The 20586-nt window shown below is 44.7% G+C and carries 16 protein-coding genes; 9 read left to right on the top strand and 7 right to left on the bottom strand.

Annotated features, from left to right (window positions below):
- Window positions 1-7: 7 nt before the first annotated feature.
- The gene (locus AC1W6K_RS01370) at window positions 8-325 is read left to right on the top strand and encodes a DNA-directed RNA polymerase subunit omega (protein ID WP_481719213.1); all 318 of its coding nucleotides are present in this window, start codon (window positions 8-10) and stop codon (window positions 323-325) included.
- 22 nt (window positions 326-347) lie between these two features.
- Window positions 348-1256, top strand: coding sequence for a type IX secretion system protein PorD (gene porD / locus AC1W6K_RS01365; protein WP_481719200.1), 909 nt, complete (start codon window positions 348-350; stop codon window positions 1254-1256).
- 86 nt (window positions 1257-1342) lie between these two features.
- Here porD and tilS read toward each other — a convergent pair whose 3' ends face one another.
- On the bottom strand, window positions 1343-2665 hold the full coding sequence (gene tilS, locus AC1W6K_RS01360; protein ID WP_481946159.1) for a tRNA lysidine(34) synthetase TilS: 1323 nt from the start codon (window positions 2663-2665) through the stop codon (window positions 1343-1345).
- Between the two features lie 32 nt (window positions 2666-2697).
- Between tilS and AC1W6K_RS01355 the strand changes: the two genes are divergently transcribed.
- Complete coding sequence (locus tag AC1W6K_RS01355) at window positions 2698-4221, top strand: OstA-like protein (RefSeq protein ID WP_481946158.1); 1524 nt, start codon at window positions 2698-2700, stop codon at window positions 4219-4221.
- Between the two features lie 93 nt (window positions 4222-4314).
- Window positions 4315-4692: a T9SS type A sorting domain-containing protein gene (locus AC1W6K_RS01350; RefSeq protein ID WP_481946157.1), complete on the top strand. Its 378-nt coding sequence runs from the start codon at window positions 4315-4317 to the stop codon at window positions 4690-4692.
- 179 nt (window positions 4693-4871) lie between these two features.
- Here the strand turns inward: AC1W6K_RS01350 and htpG are convergent, their stop codons facing one another.
- Entirely contained in the window at window positions 4872-6689 is a 1818-nt protein-coding gene (gene htpG / locus AC1W6K_RS01345) for a molecular chaperone HtpG (RefSeq protein ID WP_481946156.1), read from the bottom strand.
- Window positions 6690-6778: 89 nt separating this feature from the next.
- Between htpG and AC1W6K_RS01340 the strand changes: the two genes are divergently transcribed.
- The 4 genes from AC1W6K_RS01340 (at window position 6779) to lpdA (ending at window position 13618) form a co-directional block, all read left to right on the top strand.
- A complete protein-coding gene (locus tag AC1W6K_RS01340; protein WP_481946155.1) occupies window positions 6779-7654 on the top strand; it encodes a type IX secretion system membrane protein PorP/SprF in 876 nt (291 codons plus the stop codon).
- Between the two features lie 249 nt (window positions 7655-7903).
- On the top strand, window positions 7904-10636 hold the full coding sequence (locus AC1W6K_RS01335) for a 2-oxoglutarate dehydrogenase E1 component (RefSeq protein ID WP_481719206.1): 2733 nt from the start codon (window positions 7904-7906) through the stop codon (window positions 10634-10636).
- Window positions 10637-10645: 9 nt separating this feature from the next.
- On the top strand, window positions 10646-12166 hold the full coding sequence (gene odhB, locus AC1W6K_RS01330) for a 2-oxoglutarate dehydrogenase complex dihydrolipoyllysine-residue succinyltransferase (RefSeq protein ID WP_481946154.1): 1521 nt from the start codon (window positions 10646-10648) through the stop codon (window positions 12164-12166).
- Between the two features lie 45 nt (window positions 12167-12211).
- On the top strand, window positions 12212-13618 hold the full coding sequence (lpdA, locus tag AC1W6K_RS01325; protein ID WP_481946153.1) for a dihydrolipoyl dehydrogenase: 1407 nt from the start codon (window positions 12212-12214) through the stop codon (window positions 13616-13618).
- 172 nt (window positions 13619-13790) lie between these two features.
- On the opposite strand, the gene AC1W6K_RS01320 is transcribed toward lpdA, so the two are convergent.
- Genes AC1W6K_RS01320 through asnS form a run of 5 tightly spaced genes read right to left on the bottom strand, consistent with a single transcriptional unit; the run spans window position 13791 to window position 18937 of the window.
- Entirely contained in the window at window positions 13791-15173 is a 1383-nt protein-coding gene (locus AC1W6K_RS01320) for an MATE family efflux transporter (protein ID WP_481946152.1), read from the bottom strand.
- The gene (murA, locus tag AC1W6K_RS01315; RefSeq protein WP_395786216.1) at window positions 15151-16458 is read right to left on the bottom strand and encodes a UDP-N-acetylglucosamine 1-carboxyvinyltransferase; all 1308 of its coding nucleotides are present in this window, start codon (window positions 16456-16458) and stop codon (window positions 15151-15153) included. The genes AC1W6K_RS01320 and murA overlap by 23 nt, the downstream gene beginning before the upstream one ends.
- 9 nt (window positions 16459-16467) lie before the next feature.
- Entirely contained in the window at window positions 16468-17130 is a 663-nt protein-coding gene (locus tag AC1W6K_RS01310) for a DUF4290 domain-containing protein (RefSeq protein ID WP_481946151.1), read from the bottom strand.
- 3 nt (window positions 17131-17133) lie between these two features.
- Window positions 17134-17505, bottom strand: a complete 372-nt coding sequence (locus tag AC1W6K_RS01305; protein ID WP_481946150.1) for a diacylglycerol kinase family protein — start codon at window positions 17503-17505, stop codon at window positions 17134-17136.
- 1 nt (window position 17506) lies between these two features.
- Window positions 17507-18937, bottom strand: coding sequence for an asparagine--tRNA ligase (asnS, locus tag AC1W6K_RS01300; RefSeq protein WP_481946149.1), 1431 nt, complete (start codon window positions 18935-18937; stop codon window positions 17507-17509).
- A 104-nt stretch (window positions 18938-19041) separates the two neighbouring features.
- Between asnS and rpoN the strand changes: the two genes are divergently transcribed.
- Complete coding sequence (rpoN, locus tag AC1W6K_RS01295) at window positions 19042-20478, top strand: RNA polymerase factor sigma-54 (RefSeq protein ID WP_481946148.1); 1437 nt, start codon at window positions 19042-19044, stop codon at window positions 20476-20478.
- The last annotated feature ends 108 nt before the right edge of the window (window positions 20479-20586 follow it).

Raw genomic sequence — 20586 nt, 5'->3', positions numbered from 1 at the left:
GTCTAAGATCCAAACAAATCCATCCATCATTACGCGTGATGTAGATAAAATTGCTATTAAGACGGGGAATACGTATGAGTCAATTTCGATTATTGGCCAGCGTGCGCGTCAAATTTCAAGCAAAATGAAAGAGGAATTGTCTGGCAAATTGTCGGAGTTTGCTTCTTCGGTTGATAACTTGGAAGAGATTTTTGAGAACCGTGAGCAGATCGAAATTTCAAAATATTATGAGCGTATGCCTAAACCAAGCGCTTTAGCGATTGATGAGTTTTTGGCTGACAAGATTGATTACAGATCACGCGAGGAATCTACAGACGGAAACTAATTTTTCTTCGTTTGATTTCAATATGAAATCTTTCCGCGCTTTTCTAGTAAGTATTTTATGCTTTGGTTCTTGGGTGCTAAGTGCCCAAGAACTTGAAGTTTCTGTGACAATTAACACGGAGCAAATTCAGCTCGACCAGCAACGCGGCACGTCCCAGATTTATGCGGAGTTGCAGCGTACCATCCAAGAATTTTTATCGAGTAGACGTTGGTCTAATGACGTTTTTTCTCCTGAGGAAAAAGTTAAGGTGAATCTTAATTTATTGTTGACGAAAGCCAGCTCACAAGGAGACTTTGAGGCCAATGCGCGTTTGCAAGTTTTGCGGCCTGTTTTTGGCACTTCGTATGAGACGGTGATTTTAAATGTCATCGACAAGAATTTTAATTTCAAATACCTGACTGGAACGCCAATCACCTATAACGATAATAGTTATATGGATAATTTTAGTTCGATGTTGGCCTATTACGCGAACCTATCCCTAGCGTATCATTACGATTCGATGGGTTTACGTGGCGGTGATTTTTTTGTTCAGAAGTTGACGAATTTAACTAACCTCGCCCAAAATTCAGGTTCTGGCTGGGGAACTATGAATGACATACGATCGCGGGTTGCGATTGCGGAAGGTTTGCTGAACCAACAAATGCAAGGGTTGCGTGAGGTTTATTATACGTACCATCGCATTCATTTAGATGCGTTTAAGGATAAGCCCGATGATGCGCGGAAAGGGATATTGGAGTTGCTGACGCAGATTCGTCAGATCAATCAAGTTCGGCCGGGTGCTGCGTCCATCCGCGTGTTTTTCGATTCCAAATCGGATGAGATTTTTTCTATTATGGATGAGGCGTCGCCTTCTGAACGGCAGCAGGCCTTTGCTTATTTGAGTTTATTGGATCCGATTCGCACGGAAATGTATCGGAAACTGATTCGATAGAATATCAGTTTTTTACTCCCAAAAGATCTTTTTCCCCCTTACCTTTGGCAATCCTCCAAGGTTTGCCAAAGGTAGGTGGTTATAAGTTATTTGATTTCGAAAATTATGACCGTTTCGGTCTTTTCACTTACTTTAAATCGGTTGTCAATTCGCTGCCCAACTATCCAGGCAACTGAACCTTTACTAAGCAATAAGTTTGTCGTCTTTTTCAAATTCACCGGTACCTTTTTGTCCGTTAAAAAATCTGAAATCAATTTTTTGCTATTCATACCCAGTGGGCAGAACCAATCGCCTTCCTGTGCTTTGCGAATCTCCAACGGAAAAGTAAGGCTATCTGCGTCTAAACACGCAATATTCGGATCGGTAGGCACTTTGAAATCAGGTGTTTTTTCTTCCACATAAATGTGCAGCATTTTATTCCCTACTTGAATATCTTCGTCCTCTTCTTGAATAAGAATCGGCTTAAACTCGGATTGATCTTTCGGACTGATCACCCATTGCGCCCGATCTATGTTCAAGGTAAACAAAGGTGATTCGAAAATCTTGCCTACTTTGTCGGCAGGGTGCTGAATAATTTGTTCGATTTGATCCGGATGAAAATGTAATTCCTGCAACCAGCGTTGTTGCATGACTTTCTCCTTGGACGTTAATTCGGCTAATTTGACGAACTGATTACTTGAAGTATCTGTGGTACAATTAGTAGATTTCCAGGCGTCAAATTCATCTGAAATCCAATCTTCGACAGCTCGAATGCGCGCACTCGTTTGGGCCAAGGTCCGATCGAATGATGGATTCATTTCCTGAAACTTGGGAACAATTTCGTGGCGAATGAAATTGCGTTGGTACTTCGTGGATTCGTTGGATGAATCTTCCCGCCAAGCCATCCGATTCGCAACTACCAAATCAAAAATTTGCTCTTGTGTAGCAAAGGCCAAAGGACGAATCACGTGCCCATTTTTAAGAGGTATGCCGTGAAAACCAGCTAATCCACTGCCGCGTGTCAGGTTTATGAGTACCGTTTCCGCGCTATCCATCAGGTGGTGCGCCGTAGCGATGTATGCGTATCCTTCTTGATGTCTAATTTCTTCGAACCAATTGTAACGCAATAAGCGCGCGGCCATTTGGGTCGAAATCTTTTCTTTTTCTGCGAAGGCTTTTGTATCAAAAACGATGGAATGATAGGAGACTTTCAGGGTTTTGGCAAACTTTTTGACGAACACCTCATCCGCAATCGACTCCTCGCCACGCAAGCTGAAATTCACGTGAGCAATGCCAAAATTAAATTTGGCTTGGGCAAATAATTTAGCCAAAACCACCGAATCAATCCCGCCACTTACGGCCACAAGGATTTTATCTTCCGGTTTAAATAAATTCTCTTTTTGGATAAATTGGATGAAATCTTCCAGCATAAAATTGGTAAATTGCGCGTTCAAACTTTACTATGCGGCAAAGATACCGAATATTCCTGCTTTTCTTGTTGATGTTCCCTGCAATCCTGCAGGCGCAAAGTCAATTGGAAGTCATTCGGGCGGATAGTTTGAATGGGGTCCAACAAGAATTAATCATGCGCAAAACGTTGATTGGACATGTGCAATTGCGTCAAGGAACGACCTTATTAAGTTGTGATCAAGCGGTTTTAAATAGCACAACCAATAATGTTGAGGCGTATGGACACGTTAAAATTGTGCAAGCGGATACGGTGACGATACTTGGCGATACGGCGATTTATAATGGCGATAGCCGACAAGCCTTTATGACTGGGCGCGTGAAGTTGGATGATCATACCATAATTTTAACGACCAACAAACTGGATTATGACATGAATTCGCGCATGGCCATTTACCATACGGGGGCGAAGATTATTGACAAGAAATCTACGTTGACAAGCCGCGAAGGCTTCTACAATACGGTGACGAAAAACTTTTTATTTAAGGAAAAGGTCCGTGTCGTTGACAAAGAAGGCGGGCTTGTTCGGGCTGATTCTTTGCGCTATAATACGGCGTCCAAAGAGGCTTATTTTATTTGTCCTACAGAGATAATTACCAAAAAAGATACAGTTACGACGACCGCGGGCTTTTATAATATGCAAACTAAAGTCTCCAATTTTACCGGTCGGTCTACCGCGCGTACTGCCGAATATATTTTATCGGCTGATACACTTTTCTATGATAGTCCCACGCAGATTGGGGTGGCACGCGGAAATGTGGAGTTTTTGAGCCAAAAAGAAAAGGTGATTTTGACGGGGGATCATGGGCGTTATGCGGGGAAGTCGGGTGTGACCCGTGTGTTTGGCCACGCGCTAATGAAGAATATTTTGGAGAATGACACCTTGTTTTTGACGGCGGATACCTTGGTGTCCGTCAGTATTGAGAAAGATTCGATCCGGAAACTATTTGCGTATAAAAATGTGCTGATTTATAAATCGGACCTTTCGGGTAAATGTGATTCGCTCGGATATGATGTGAAGGATTCGACCATTCATTTTTACCAAAAGCCGATTCTTTGGGCCAATGGCTCGCAGATGCAAGCGGATTCCATGTCATTATTTATGATGAATCAAAAGCTGCGCGAGATGCGCTTAAGAGGTCATTCATTTATTATTACCAAAGACTCTGTTGCTCATTATAATCAAATTAAAGGCCGAAAAGTCTGGGTTCATTTTGCAGATGATTCTAAATTAAAGCGCGTGCAAGTGGATGGAAATGGAGAAAGTGTTTATTATGTGATGGACGACAAACAAGTCACTACGGGACTAAATCGCGTTGAATGCAGCCGGATGAACATTTTTTTCGATGATAATAAAGTGAAGCGTATTGCCTTTATTACCAAGCCTGAAGCCAAATTTGCGCCTCCTAAAGAGTGGAAAGAGGAACTCGAATATTTAGATGGGTTTAATTGGCGCGAAAAGGAAATTATCACCTTGCCGATACTCCTAGACCGGGTGCGTACTGTTAAAAAACCTTAAAATTTGTCCTTTTATCCTGTAAATGGCCTGTTTAGCCTTTTCCTTTTTTGCATTGCAATAAAGTATCCCTATTTTCGTTTTAGAAATTCTACGATGAACAAACGCTTTTTACTTTTAGGGTTATTGGTGCTAGGTCTTTTGATCGCAGCTAAGCCTGCACAGGCGCAAGCAGCAAAGTCAGGTGAGAATTATTTATTTGTCAATGATCGTGTTCAAGTTTCTCATTTATATCCCAATCCGGCCGTTGATTATGCGGAAATTGATTTTCAGATCAACGCGGGTGTCCAAGATGTTAAGCTTACCTTCTACAACATTTTAGGTCAAGAAATAAAAGAAATTACCTTAGAACGTGATCAGCGTTCCGCACGAATTCCGATGCGTGATTTTAATAACGGTATGTATATGTACCAATTGACGATCGATGGTCGATCCGTCGCCACCAAGAAATTAATTGTTCGTAAGGGTATGTAAATAAAAAATCCCTGGTCTTTCGGCCAGGGATTTTTTATTAGACTTCAGACATTAGACGTCGGACATTAGACCTGACAATTTTTCTAACGTCCAATGTCTGACGTCCAGCGTCTAATGTCCAGCGTCTAATTCCCAACGTCCAACGTCTAGCGTCTAACGTCTAACGTCCAGCGTCTAATTTATTGCTTCGCAATGGTTCGTTTAATAAACGCCGTCAAATCAGCACCTGTCAACAAATTCTGCGACAAGAGCGCCAAATCCGAGATTTGCTTCGCTAACGCTTTTTGCTCTTCCTCCGAAGTAAGCTCAGCTAATTTGCTGATCAAGGGGTGATTCGCATTGACCGTGATGTTATAGGTCGTAGGCATCGCACCAAACATGCTCATACCGCCACCGCCATTCTTCGACATTTCACTCATGCGGCGCATGAATTCATTTTGCGTTACAATTGCGGGCAATTCGTCTGGAGACATCGCTTCCACCGCCACGACTTTTTGTTTGTCATTTAAGGTTTCTTCGAAAACCTTTTTTACGGATTCTTTTTGCGCATCACTCAGAATTGCTTCCAGATTGATACCAGTGTCGATCAACTTTTCAATGCGATCCGCATCCACACGTTTCCACTGTGTTTTTTCCAATTTGGCTTCCATCCCTTGAATAAAATGGCTGTCAATCAACGAATCTAAACGGATTATTGAATAGCCTTTTTGAGTGGCGGACTGAATAAAAGCATCTTGTTGCTGAACATCCGTCGTATATAAATACACTTTATTGCCGTCTTTGTCGGTCTGTGCCGCCTGAACTTCCTCCGCATATTCATCTAGCGTGAAATACTTGCCAGCGATATCTTGCACCAAACAGAAATCTTTGGCTTTCTCCATGAATTTCTCGTCGGAAATCATACCGTATTTGATGAATAGGCCAATGTTGGTAAATTTCTCCTCAAACGCCGCACGATCCGACTTGAATAATTCGGCCAATTTATCGGCTACTTTCTTTGTGATGTACGAGTTGATTTTCTTTACATTCGAATCCGCCTGCAAGAATGAACGCGATACGTTCAAAGGAATATCGGGTGAATCGATGACCCCGTGCAACAACATTAAGAATTCAGGAACGATGTCTTTGACTTCGTCGGTGATGAATACTTGCCGACTGTACAACTGAATCTTCTCACGCTGCAATTGCATCTCATTCTTCACTTTCGGGAAATACAAAATACCCGTTAAATTAAATGGATAATCAACGTTCAAGTGAATCCAAAACAACGGTTTTTCTTGCATTGGGTACAATTCGTCATAGAATTGCAAGTAATCTTCATCCGTTAAATCAGCAGGGGATTTGGTCCAAATCGGACTTGGGTTGTTGATGATTTTCTCTTGAAACTCAATCGGCATGGGTAAAAACTTACCATACTTATCTAAAATTGATTTCAATCGGTACTCCTCTAAAAACTCCTCTGAATCTTCCGCAATGTGCAAGATGATGTCCGTTCCGCGCGTCTTCTTTTTCGCAGATGCGATGGAATATTCAGTGGAACCGTCGCAAATCCAACGTGCCGCCTCGGCGCCATCTTGATACGATTTTGATATGATTTCAACTTCTTTTGAAACCATAAATGCGGAATAAAAGCCTAAGCCAAAATGACCGATGATTCCTTTGTCATCGCCCTGGTCCTTGTATTTCTCCACAAATTCTGTGGCGCCAGAGAACGCAATTTGATTGATGTATTTTTTAATTTCTTCGGCCGTCATACCGATTCCATTATCTGAAATCGTGATTGTCTTCTTGTCTTTGTCGAAGCTTACCTTAACTTTTAACTCACCCAAATCACCATTGAATTCACCAATAGAACTCAAGCGTTTGATTTTTTGGGTGGCGTCTACTGCGTTGGAAACCAACTCACGAAGGAAAATCTCGTGGTCCGAATAGAGAAATTTTTTGATGATTGGAAAAATATTCTCGGTGTGAATGGAGATGTTACCTGTTTCTTTCATGTTTAATTGAGATTAAAAATCATAAATTTGAACTGCTAGTTATCAAATGATATTCCAAGCCAATTGGAAATGTCATATTGTCAGATTTTATGAAAAAAATTATTTTCCTCGTATTGATGGTGCAGGTGGCGTTAGGCCAACAAGAATCCCTGCGAATGGTGTATCCATTTATTCCCATGGGGATTAATCCTGCGGAAGCCGGCCTACGGGGTGTGGCGTCAATAACCGGTATTTATCGCAAAAAACCACTGTTCCAACAAAATTTCGGGGGATCATCCCAACAATATTTTAGCTTCGACATGCCCATCGCACAAGGAAAAGGCGGGATTGGGTTTTTGGCTTATAATACCGACCAATCCTATTTGTTGCCACAAGGTAGACTGGCGGCCAACCTCGGTTTATCGGCCGTCGGATCGTATGCTCTCGATTGGGGAAGGGGGAATACTCTGCGTTTCGGAGGACAAGTAGGGATAGATCAATATCCTATTTTAGATAAAACCGGTACCGCTGTTTTGCGAAGCAGCTTTGGACTTGGATTAATTTATACGCACGAGCAACTTATTTTAGGGGTCAGTAAACCCACCCGCGAGGCACCCACCTATGTTCGTGCTACCTATACCATGAATTTAGATGATTCTTTTACCACCAAATTCGGATCCGTGATTCGATTCGCATCGGGTGAAACAAAAGTAGACGCGCACGCAACAGTGTGGTGGCATGAGAAAGTGGGCGCCGGCTTATGGTATCAAGGAACCGGATCCGAATTCGGTGATGCAGCCCTATTAGTCAGCGCAGAAGTAGCACTTGGACGAAATTTTCGGGTCGGTTATGCGTATGATCTCCTGGGAAAACAAATGGCAGTCAGCATACCTACTCCCTCAGGCGTAGCCTCAGGATTTCATCAAATTTTTCTTCGCTATGAGATCGATACCGGGAATGGAAAAATTGCCGAGTTTAGGCCCTAAGGAAGTAGGAAATTATTTTGACTTTAAGAGGATATTATTGAAATAAATAAAGATTTTTTTTCATCACGATATAATTGAGTTTTTTCGAAAGAAATTCGTGCCTTAATATGGTAAAAAACCCAATTTTTTAGAAATAAATACAAAAGAGTATAGTAAATTGCGGGGATTTTTTTCAGAGATAAACACGCGTGCTTAACCAAATCAATAACGTTTGAAACTTTTTCTAGTCACCGGCTAGAATTTTACATTATGGATCCATTTTCCTACGTTGCGAATGCAGATACACAGGTCATTGCCGACCTGTATGAAAACTACAAACAAGACCCTAATTCCGTAGACAACTCTTGGAGAGATTTCTTCAAGGGATTCGATTTTTCACAAACCTGGTTAGGTGAAGGTGCGCCTTTCGGTGCTGCATCTGCAGATTCAGGTCATGTCCACAAAGAAATGGCCGTGATTTCATTAATCAAAGCTTTTCGCTCGCGTGGACATTTATTGTCAAATACAAATCCTGTTCGCGTGCGAGTGGATCGCAAGCCTCGTTTGGCTTTAACCGATTATGCGCTGTCAGATGCTGATTTAGATACCGTTTTCCAAGCAGGTACTTTCCTAGGAATCGGGCCATCTACGTTGCGTCAAATTCAAGACGCCTTACATAAAATCTATGCAGGCACCATCGGGTTTGAATATTCATACATCCGCGAGGTGGATACGAAGGAATGGTTGCGCAATAAGATTGAAAAGGAAGCTTTGGCTTTCAACCCAACCCTTGAAAAGAAAAAACATATCCTAGAGAAATTAAACGAAGCAGTCGTTTTCGAGAATTTCCTTGGTACAAAATATTTAGGCCAAAAGCGCTTCGGACTTGAAGGTGGTGAATCTACCATTGCGGGTTTGGATGCAATCATCAACAAATCTGCGGATTTGGGCGTGAAGGAAGCGATGATTGGTATGGCGCACCGCGGTCGTTTGAACGTGTTGGCCAACATCATGCACAAATCCTACGAATCAATTTTTGATGGTTTCGAAGGAAATGTGCCCAATGAAATTCATGGCGATGGTGACGTAAAATATCACTTAGGCTATTCTTCGAAGCATATTTCACCAAACGGTAGCGAAATTTCATTGAAATTAGCACCCAATCCATCCCACCTTGAGGCGGTAAATCCATTAGTAGAAGGTTTCTGTCGGGCAAGTGCTGACGCCCATTACAATGGCGATTATTCGAAAGTAATGCCGATTTTGATTCACGGAGATGCTGCGGTTGCCGGTCAAGGTATCGTGTACGAAGTGACGCAAATGGCGAAATTGAAAGGGTATTCAACCGGTGGAACAATCCACTTTGTGATTAATAACCAAGTAGGTTTTACCACCGATTTTGAAGATGCGCGTTCCTCGATTTATTGCACGGATGTCGCTAAGATTATCGATGCACCGGTATTTCACGTAAATGGAGATGATCCAGAAGCGGTGGTTTTCGTGTCGCGTATCGCTGCAGAATTTCGTCAGGAATTTGGTCGGGATGTATTTGTGGATATGGTTTGTTACCGTCGGAATGGTCATAATGAGTCAGATGAGCCGCGTTTCACGCAGCCTACGTTGTATGCCAATATCACCAATCATCCAAATCCGCGCGAAATTTACATTCAGAAATTAATCAAGCAGGGTGAAATTGAGGCGAAATTAGCCGAGCAAATGGATGCTGCATTTAAGGCAGAACTACAAGCGCGCTTGGATTTGGTCAAACAAAAAGTTCGCCCTCCATACATTCCTTTGAAATTAGATAATGCGTGGTCGGCATTGCGCTACTCAACCGAAAAAGACTTCGAAAAATCGCCTAAAACGGCCATTTCTCAAGCAGTAGTAGACCAAGTAGCCAAAGCGATTACGACGTTGCCAAAGGGTTTTGTTGCCTTGAAGCAAATTGAAAAAGTAATTGCCGACCGCAAGGTATTCTTCGAAAAAGGCGAATTAAACTGGGCTACGGCTGAGTTGTTAGCCTATGGTTCTTTATTAGTCGAAGGCAAAGCGGTACGTTTGTCGGGACAAGATGTCCAACGTGGTACATTCTCGCACCGCCATGCGGTATTGCACGATGCCAATACCAATGAAAATTACAGTTCGTTAAATCATATTTCAGATAAACAAGAGGAGGAGGCACAAATCTATAATTCATTATTGTCGGAATACGGCGTTCTAGGCTATGAATTTGGTTATGCCTTAGCGAATCCGAATGCCTTGGTTATCTGGGAAGCGCAGTTTGGTGATTTCGCCAATGGTGCGCAGACGATGATTGACCAATTTATATGTTCACACGAATCAAAGTGGGGGACACAAAACGGGTTGGTTATGTTGTTGCCACATGGCTATGAAGGTCAAGGACCGGAGCACTCGAATGCCCGTCCAGAGCGTTTCTTGCAGTTGGCCGCGGAGAATAACATGGTCATTGCGAATTTGACAACGCCGGCGAATATTTTCCATGCGTTGCGCCGCCAATTAACTTGGGAGTTCCGTAAGCCACTCGTGGTGATGTCGCCTAAGTCAATTTTCCGTCATCCGAAAGTAGTTTCGAAATTGGAAGCCTTTACGAAAGGTTCGTTCCAAGAGGTGATTGGGGATGACTATGCAGATAAAGCGAAAGTAAAACGCGTGTTGATCTGCTCAGGTAAAGTATATTTTGACTTGATGGATCGTCAAGAAAAAGATAAGCGTAAGGATGTGGCGATTATCCGTTTGGAGCAATTGCATCCATTCCCAACGAAGCAAGTGGAAGCGGAATTGGCAAAATATAAATCGGCTGAAATTTTCTACGTGCAAGAAGAACCGGAAAACATGGGCTATTGGTCGTATGTGATCCGCGAGTTTGGTTGGGCACGTTTTGCCAAATTAGTCGCACGTAAGAAATCGGCCTCACCGGCGACAGGATTCTTGAAGGTGCATGGCGAGGAGCAGGCAGCATTGATAAACAGAGCATTTGAATAATCGAATATTATGGCTATAGAAATGAAAGTGCCCGCGGTGGGCGAGTCAATCACGGAAGTAACGGTTGCCACTTGGAACAAAAAAGAAGGCGATCACGTGAAATTGGATGAGGTATTGTGCGAACTCGAGTCGGACAAAGCTACGTTTGAATTGCCAGCTGAGGCTGAAGGTATTTTGCACATTGTGGCAAAAGAAGGCGATGTTTTGCCGATCGGTGCAGTAATTTGCACGATTGAGGCGGGCGGTGCGACAGCATCGGTTACCGTAGCTGACGCAGCTCCAGCAGTAGTAGCTGTACCAGCGCCAGCAGCAGCGCCGGCTCCGGCAGCAGGACCTACGACCGTTTTGGAAGTTAAAGTTCCCGCAGTAGGTGAGTCGATTGCCGAAGTAACCGTTTCGGTTTGGAATAAGAAAACAGGAGATGTTGTTAGCTTGGATGAAGTAATTTGTGAATTAGAGTCGGACAAAGCGACCTTCGAATTACCAGCTGAATCATCGGGTATTTTAGAGGTAATTGCCCAACCAGGTTCTGTTGTTCCGATTGGAGGCTTGTTGGCCAAAATCACCGTAGGTGGTTCCGTAGCAGCAGCACCAGCGGCGGCACCAGCTCCAGCGGCAGCGGCTCCAGCAGCAGCGGCTGTTTCAGATGCAACGTATGCAGCAGGTCATCCATCTCCAGCAGCAGCAAAAATATTAGATGAAAAAGGAATTGCGGCAGCATCGGTTTCGGGTTCAGGTGTGGGTGGACGTATTACCAAAGAAGATGCCGTAGCAGCTTCGAAACCAGTTGCTGCTACCCCGGTATCGGCTTCTGCACCAGTCGTAGCACAAGGCGGAACACGTCGTGAGAAAATGAGTTCATTGCGTAAAACAGTGGCCCGTCGTTTGGTGGCTGTGAAAAATGAAACGGCGATGTTGACAACCTTCAACGAGGTGGACATGAAGCCAATCATGGATTTACGTGGAAAATACAAAGATAAATTCAAGGAGAAACATGGCGTGGGCTTAGGCTTTATGTCTTTCTTTACGAAAGCGGTTTGCGTGGCCTTGAAGGAATACCCTTCGGTAAATGCGAAGATCGATGGCGATGAAATCGTGTTCCACGATTATTGCGATATTTCGATTGCGGTTTCTGCACCAAAAGGTTTGGTTGTTCCGGTGATTCGTTCAGCAGAGAACTTGTCATTAGCGGGCATCGAAACTGAAGTGGTTCGTTTAGCCGGAAAAGCACGTGAGAATAAATTGAGTTTGGAAGAAATGAGCGGCGGAACATTTACGATCACGAATGGTGGGGTATTTGGTTCGATGCTTTCCACGCCAATCATCAATGCACCACAAGTAGCGATTTTAGGTATGCACAATATCGTAGAGCGCGCGGTGGTCGTTGACGGTCAAATCGTTGTTCGTCCAATTATGTATTTAGCATTATCGTATGATCACCGCATCATCGATGGCCGGGAGTCGGTGAGTTTCTTAGTTCGCTTGAAGCAACTAATAGAGGATCCAGCTCGTTTATTATTAGATATTTAATGACTAGAATAGGCCTTGCGGGGCCTATTCGCTTTCAATCGCCTTATGCAAGAATTTGATGTTGTCGTAATTGGTTCGGGTCCTGGAGGATATGTTTCGGCTATCCGTTCGGCCCAATTGGGTTTCAAAGTGGCCATCGTGGAGAAATATGCCGTGATGGGTGGAACGTGTTTGAACGTAGGATGTATTCCTTCGAAAGCATTGTTGGACTCCTCCGAGCACTACCACAATGCGGTGCATACCTTCCAAGATCATGGAATTGATATTTCAAAACCGAAGGTCAATATGGACCAAATGATCAAACGCAAAGCGGGTGTGGTTTCGAATTTGAATGCAGGTATTGCGTATTTGATGAAGAAAAATAAGATCACGACTTTCCATGGTTTGGGATCATTTGATTCAGCAAAAACGGTTAAAGTGACCAAAGAAGATGGTTCTTCGGAGGTGATTGCTGGAAAGAATATTGTGATAGCGACAGGTTCTAAGCCTACGATCCTTCCGTTCATTCCGGTGGACAAAGAGCGTATTATCACGTCGACCGAAGCCTTGAAAATGAAGGAAGTTCCGAAGCACTTAATCGTGATCGGAGCAGGGGTAATCGGCGCTGAATTAGGATCTGTTTACGCACGTTTAGGATCAAAAGTTTCCTTTGTGGAATTTGCGGATAGCATGATTGCCACGATGGACAAGTCGATGGGCAAGGAATTGCAAAAGTCGATTGCCAAATTAGGCGCTGATTTTTACTTGTCCCACAAAGTGACGGGTGCATCGGTGAAGGGGAAAGAAGTGACGGTGAAAGCACAAGATGCGTCGGGTAAGGAAGTCGAGATTAAAGGAGATTATTGCTTGGTGTGTATCGGTCGCCGACCGTACACGGATGGTTTAAACTTAGCTGCGGCGGGTTTAACGGCCGATGAGCGTGGTCGGATTGCGGTAGATGAGCATACGCTTCAAACATCAGTTCCGGGTATCTATGCGATTGGTGATGTGGTTCGTGGAGCGATGCTTGCACACAAAGCAGAGGAAGAGGGAACCTTAGTAGCGGAAGTTATTGCAGGCCAAAAGCCACATATCAATTATAATTTAATTCCAGGCGTTGTTTACACTTGGCCAGAAGTGGCTTCGGTAGGCAAGACGGAACAAGAATTGAAAGCGGCAGGTATCGCTTACAAAGAAGGTTCATTCCCATTCAAAGCTTTGGGTCGATCGATTGCATCGGGAGATGTGGATGGTTTGGCGAAAGTGTTGGCGGATGCAACAACCGATGAAATTTTAGGTGTCCATATCATTGGCGCTCGTGCGGCGGACATCATCGCGGAAGCGGTGGTCGCTATGGAATACCGCGCTTCGGCTGAAGATGTAGCGCGTATGTCACATGCGCATCCTACGTATACGGAAGCTTTGAAAGAGGCTTGCTTGGCTGCAACGGCGAAAAGGTCGATTCACAGCTAGCTGACGCTAGCTAGACTCTAGACGTTGGACGTTAGACGATATGTAAAAAAGACCTTAGGAATCGCGTCTTTTTTTGTTTCCCCAGGTTAAAACCTGGGGTTATAATTTTATGATTAGAATTTTCCGACGTCCAGCGTCAAGGGTCCAACGTCTAGCGTCTTACCTCTACAGTCTAATCCACCGTCAATGCCTCTAGATCGATCGTTTTCGCTCGCGCATAAAACCGCCAGGAAAGCAAGACCGAGGAGCAAATCAAACTAGCCGTTAGGCCCATCCAGATGCCCACGGCGCCTACGCCTTGGTAAATGCCGATGAAGTAGGAGAGTGGAATACCGATTCCCCAATAGGAGAAAATGGTGATTCCGGTAGGGATGTTGACATCCTGAAGGCCACGAAGTAAACCCAATGAAACCGCTTGGATGCCATCAAATAACTGAAAGATCGCGCCCCAAACGACAAGGGTTACCGCAATTGCGATTACTGAAGCTTCTTGGGTGTAGCCACGTACTAAAATATCTTTACCAAAGAAAAACACCAACGCGCATACGCCCATAAACACAATGGATAGTACCAATGCCGCGTTTCCCGAAGTGAAAATGCCTGGACGATTCCGCTCGCCGATGTCCGCGCCCACTAGAATTCCTCCCGCCGCCGCGATGCCGGTGGCCATCATGTAGGTCAATGAGGCCATGTTGATGGCCACAATATGTGCCGCCTGCGCCGTGACTGAAATCCAACCCATCATCACCACCGCCATACCAAACGTCGCAATCTCAAAGAAACCCTGCATGCCGGATGGAATGCCGATTTTCAAGATCGTTTTTTCTAGGACATTGGCCTTAGCAGGTACGTGCTTTTTCATCAGATACTTGCTGAAATCAGCGATTTTGAATACGTAAATGGCTAGCGAACCGACCATTAAGATGCGGGCCAACAAGGTTGCGATCCCAGCCCCAAATAATCCCATCGCAGGAATTGGGCCGAGGCCATTAATGAACATGTGATTGAAGATGACATTAAAAATCAGAGCTCCCAATGTAATGTACATTGCCACCGAGGTTTTCTGTAAACCATCCGTAAAGCTTTTTAAGGCCGAAAATAAAAAGATCGGAATGACCGAAATGGCTATTAATGCTAAATAGGGAAGGGTTAAGGCTTTATTGGCCGCCGTCTGTTGGAACAAATCATAATTCATGCCGGCAACGCCTATCAACAAAATGGTAATCACCGCCAAGAAAACAGCCACCCGAATATTCGCGCGTAATAAATTCCCACATTCCGTGAAATCACCTTCCGCCTCCGCTTTGGAAATCATGGGCGCGACAATCTGCATGCAGATTAAACCAACCACCCCAATCGTAAAAAAAATACTACCCGCCATGCCAGAAGCACCAAGACTTTCCGCAGCGCCGGTCGACATTCGTCCTACCTGAATCGTATCGGCTAAACCCATGAGCATAACGCCGAGCTGGCCCACGACTATCGGTGTGGCCAATTTGATCGTCTGCTTAATCTTCGCCTGAAACGCCATGTTAAATACGGACGATTTCCGCACCGATCGCATTTAAGCGCGTATCGATGTTTTGGTAACCCCGGTCAATCTGCTCGATGTTGTCAATGATGGAAGTGCCGTTTGCCGACATCGCCGCAATTAACAACGAAACGCCCGCACGGATATCCGGAGAGGACATGCGAATACCTTTCAAGGTTTGCTTGCGATCAAAGCCCACGACCGTTGCGCGGTGTGGATCACACAGGATAATCTGCGCACCCATCTCGATCAAACGATCGACGAAGAATAAACGGGATTCAAACATTTTTTGGTGAATCAAGACAGTTCCTTTCGCTTGGATCGCTGTCACTAAAATGATGGACAACAAGTCAGGCGTGAAACCTGGCCATGGATGATCGGAAATGGTCAACATCGATCCGTCGATGAAGTTTTCCAATTCGTAATGTTCCTGTGATGGGATGAAAATATCATCGCCACGGAATTCCATTTTGATACCTAATTTCTTGAATACCTCAGGAATGATACCTAATTCTGGGATTTGGCAGTTCTTGATCGTGATTTCCGATTGCGTCATCACGGCCATGCCGATGAACGAGCCGATCTCAATCATATCTGGTAACATCGTGTGCTCGGTGCCGTGAAGGACGTCTACGCCTTCGATCACCAACATGTTCGAACCGATACCAGTGATTTTCGCACCCATCCGGTTCAACATCTTGCTCAATTGCTGTAAATACGGCTCACAAGCAGCGTTGTAGATCGTTGTTTTACCTTTGGCTAACACGGCAGCCATCAAAATATTCGCGGTTCCTGTTACCGAAGCTTCGTCCAATAACATGTACGCACCTTGCAATTGGGAAGCATCTACTTCGTAAATACCCCCATCTTCAGGGCTATAATTGAATTTGGCACCTAATTTCATGAAGCCGAAAAAGTGGGTGTCTAAACGCCGCCGGCCAATTTTATCTCCACCTGGGGAAGGAATACGCCCTTTTTTGAAGCGAGCCAAGGTTGGCCCCAATAGCATTACTGACCCACGTAACCCAGCCGCTTTTTTCTTGTAATTTTCGGAATCTAAACAATCGATGTTCACTTGAGATGCATCGAATTCAATACTAGATTCAGACAAACGACGCATGCTCACACCCATATCGCCTAGTAAATCAATTAATTGATTTACGTCGCGAATGTTTGGAATGTTGTGGATAGTGACAGGCTCAGCTGTTAATACCACGGCACACAAAATCTGCAATGCTTCGTTCTTCGCTCCTTGCGGAGTGATTTCCCCCTTCATCCGGCGGCCACCGGTTACCTTAAATGATGCCATAGCGCTTACTTATTTTTTACGAAAGTTATTATTTCGGTTATTATTATTGTTTCTGAAGTTGTTATTCTTTCGGAAGTTATTGTTCCTGTTGTTATTATTATTGTTCGGATATTCCGGGGCGTTATAAGTATTGCGCGCATTATTTGCCACTTTGGCATGACCTAAGGTTTCTTGCGAAAGTTCGTCTACGATTGTACCTAACAGGTTTTCCGACATGTCTTTGATGTTCTGCCAAATAACCGAATCGTCCACTGAATCTTTATTCCAAGTCACATAGAAACCTTTCATCAAACGTGCGATATAGGCCACTAAAATCTTTTTGTCTTCTAATTTTTCCTCAGCAATGGCGCGCAGAATTAACAATTCCACATTGCGGCCATAGTGTTTGAACTTCAAATGGTGCTGGTTATACGCTACCTTACGCGGCGCTTTGCCGACTGATTCTGGCGAAGGAGGAGGGAAGGGTCCTTGTACATCCAATGCGAAATTGGACATGATATACAAATCATCCCACAGCTTCTTGGAGTAATCTTGCTGCGTATCCTTCATGTTGGGGTGAATTTGCTTCATCAGCTCCACCATGATAAACGCGTATTTCGTCCGTTGTTCACGGTCTTCGATCGTCATGATGTAATCCACTAATTTCTGTACGCTTGATCCGTATTCTTTCATAAACTATCTGGAAAATGTAAGCCAAACCCAAAGGTGTGGAACGGCAATCAGCGCGAAAATAAATACAGCCCAAATAGCCATAACCAAAACGGCGCCTGCCGCGTAATCTTTTATTTTTTTCGCCAAAGGATTTTCTCCCGGCGACACTAAATCTGTTAATCTTTCTAAGGCCGTATTGATCAATTCCATGACCCAAACCCCGGCAATCGCTAAGCTAATCCATACCCATTCCAGGACAATGAAGTCGAGTTTGATGCCCACGAAAATGACTAAAATCGTTGAAATCAAGTGGATTTTGGCATTATTTTCCTGCTTGATGAGATCTACAATTCCATCGAAGGCATGCCCAATACTTTTGAATGCTTGTTTAAACATCTTAAAATTCAGCTGATTTAGGCGTACGAGGGAACGGAATCACGTCGCGAATGTTCGACATGCCAGTTACAAATAAAACTAAACGCTCGAAGCCTAAGCCGAAGCCCGCATGCGGCGCAGAGCCAAATTGGCGTGTTTCTAAATACCACCAAATCGATTCTTCCTCAATGCCCACATCCTTCGTGCGTTGCACTAATTTCGCGTAATCATCTTCCCGCTGTGATCCACCGATAATCTCCCCGATACCTGGGAATAATACGTCCATCGCACGCACGGTCTTGCCGTCTTCGTCCAATTTCATGTAGAATGCCTTGATGTCTTTCGGGTAATTCGTTAGGATAACAGGCTTTTTGAAGTGTTTTTCGACTAACCAGCGCTCGTGCTCAGACTGCAAGTCGATGCCCCATTCAACAGGATATTGAAACTTACCTTGCTTGTGGGTTTTGGATTGCAAGAGGATGTTGATTGCCTCCGTATAGGTTAAGCGTTCAAAATCATTTTCCGTCACAAAACGTAACTTTTCGGTTAGGCTAAGTTCAGATTGCTCCTCTTTTTTCTTGGTTTTTTCTTCTTCTAGTAAACGTTTTTCGAGGAAGGCGATGTCGTCTGCGCAGTGGTCTAGCGCGTATTTGATGCAGTATTTGGTGAAGTCCTCCGCCAAATTCATGTTATCTTCTAATTCATTAAACGCCACTTCCGGCTCGATCATCCAGAACTCCGCTAGGTGACGCGTCGTGTTCGAGTTTTCCGCACGGAACGTAGGACCGAACGTATATACCTTCGATAAGGCCATGGCTCCAAGCTCTCCTTCTAGCTGTCCCGAAACCGTCAAATTCGTCTCCTTACCAAAGAAATCTTCTTTAAAATCTACTTTGCCCTCTTCGGTCATGGGTGGATTGGTGGTAGGCAAAGTCGTCACGCGGAACATCTCGCCAGCGCCTTCTGCATCCGATCCCGTAATGATGGGCGTATGTAAATAGAAGAAACCTTTATCGTTGAAATACGAATGTACGGCGAATGCTAAGGCATGTCGGACGCGTAAAATGGCCGAAAACGTGTTGGTACGCGGTCTTAGGTGCGCAATCTCACGTAAGAACTCGAGTGAGTGTTTTTTCGGTTGGAGTGGATATTTCTCTGGGTCGGCGGTGCCGTATACCTGAATATCGGTTACTTGAATTTCAACAGATTGTCCTTGTCCTTGTGAGGGGATGAGGATTCCGGTGAGGGCGATGCAGGCGCCGGTGGTTACGAGGCGAAGGGTTTCTTCGGCTACGGTCCCGTCGGCAATTACACCTTGAATATTATGGATGGTTGATCCGTCGTTTAGGGCGACGAAGGCAACGTTGGAAGAAACGCGTTTGGTACGTACCCAACCTTTGACGGTTATGGTTTGATTACTCGGGGATAATGAAAGTATTTCTTTAATTTGCATGCGATAGAATCTCGTAGTGCCGTTTATTTGGTCACAATGAGCCTCAAAAATACGCACAATTACCGAATTATTTCATTTATTTTTGTTTTTAAATACAGCGTTATATGCAGGGATTATCCATCAAGCTGTCGCAGCAGCAGAAACTTTCACCGCAGCAGATCCAGTTGATCAAGTTATTGCAAATTCCGACGGCGGAATTGGCAGCGCGTGTGGAGGAGGAATTGGAGCAAAATCCAGCCTTAGAGGAGGGCGTAGATTCGGAGCGATTTGAGGAGGAGGGAGAACGGGAGACCGTGGAGGATTTGGAGCGTGAGGAATTGGAGATCGGGGATTATTTACAAGATGATTATGCGGGATATAAGATGGCGGGGGATTCCTATGATCCGAATGAGGAGATCCGGGAGCGGCCGATGGCGACGGTGCCGAGTGCGGAAGAGTTTTTATTGATGCAGGTTGGCTTTGTGGTGTCGGGTGAGCGGGAGCAGTTGATAGCGGAGCAGGTTATTGGGTCTTTGGAGGATGATGGGTATTTGCGGAGGAATATTGAGAGTATTGTTAATGATTTGGCATTTACGATTGGGTTTGAAACGAATTATGCGGAGGTGGAAGCGGTGCTGATGAAGGTCCAGCAATTAGATCCGGCGGGCATTGGGGCACGGGATTTGAAGGAGTGTTTGTCTTTGCAGTTGCATCGGAAGTCGGTGGGAGAGGATGCCGCGCATGCGCTCGCGATTCAGTTAATTGACACCTATTTCGATGATTTCTCCAAACGTCATTATGCTGCCTTGCAGCAAAAATTAGGTGTAGATGAAGTGGCCTTGAAACAAGCTATTGCAGTTATTACGCGTTTGAATCCCAAGCCGGGTGGCACGGAGGCGGGTGAGGTGGCTCAATTTTTACAGCCGGATTTTATTGTGACGCAGGTGGATGGGAAATTGGACATCAAATTAAATGGCAAAAACGCTCCCGAATTGCGGGTGAGCAAGTCGTTTCAGGAGATGTTGCAAACCTATGAGAAGGGGAATAAGCAGCAGAAAGATATTAAGGAGGCGGTGACGTTCATCAAACATAAGTTGGACGCCGCATCCTGGTTCATACAGGCAATCCAACAGCGTCAAGGAACCTTGATGAAAACGATGGAGAGTATTGTGACGAAACAGTATGATTTCTTTTTGACGGGGGATGATGCGCGTTTACGGCCGTTGAAGATGAAGGAGATTGCGGCGGATATTGCGATGGACATTTCGACGGTGTCGCGGGTGGTCTCGGCGAAGTCGGTGCAGACCGATTTTGGGATGTTTCCTTTAAAGTATTTCTTCTCGGAGGGCATCACCCACGAGTCGGGGGAGGATTTCTCGACCCGGGAGGTCAAGAATATTTTGCGGGAGATTATTGCGGGAGAGCCGCATGATGCGCCGTATTCGGATGAGGATTTGGAGGGGATCTTATCGGAGCGCGGTTTTATTGTGAAGCGCCGTACCGTGGCAAAGTACCGGGAGCAGTTGGGGATTGCCGTGGCGCGCTTGCGGAGGGAATTGTAAATTTTTAATAACCACTAGTTCATGAAAACATTAGCTAACATTCACCCGGGGGAAATCTTGCGGGAGGAGTTTTTAAGCCCGTTGGTTTAACCTAATTGTTATGAATTT

It is taken from the genome of Aquirufa sp. (genome assembly GCF_964796385.1).
The sequence above is the reverse complement of the archived record's forward strand: the minus strand, read 5'-3'. Positions and strand labels throughout refer to the sequence as shown.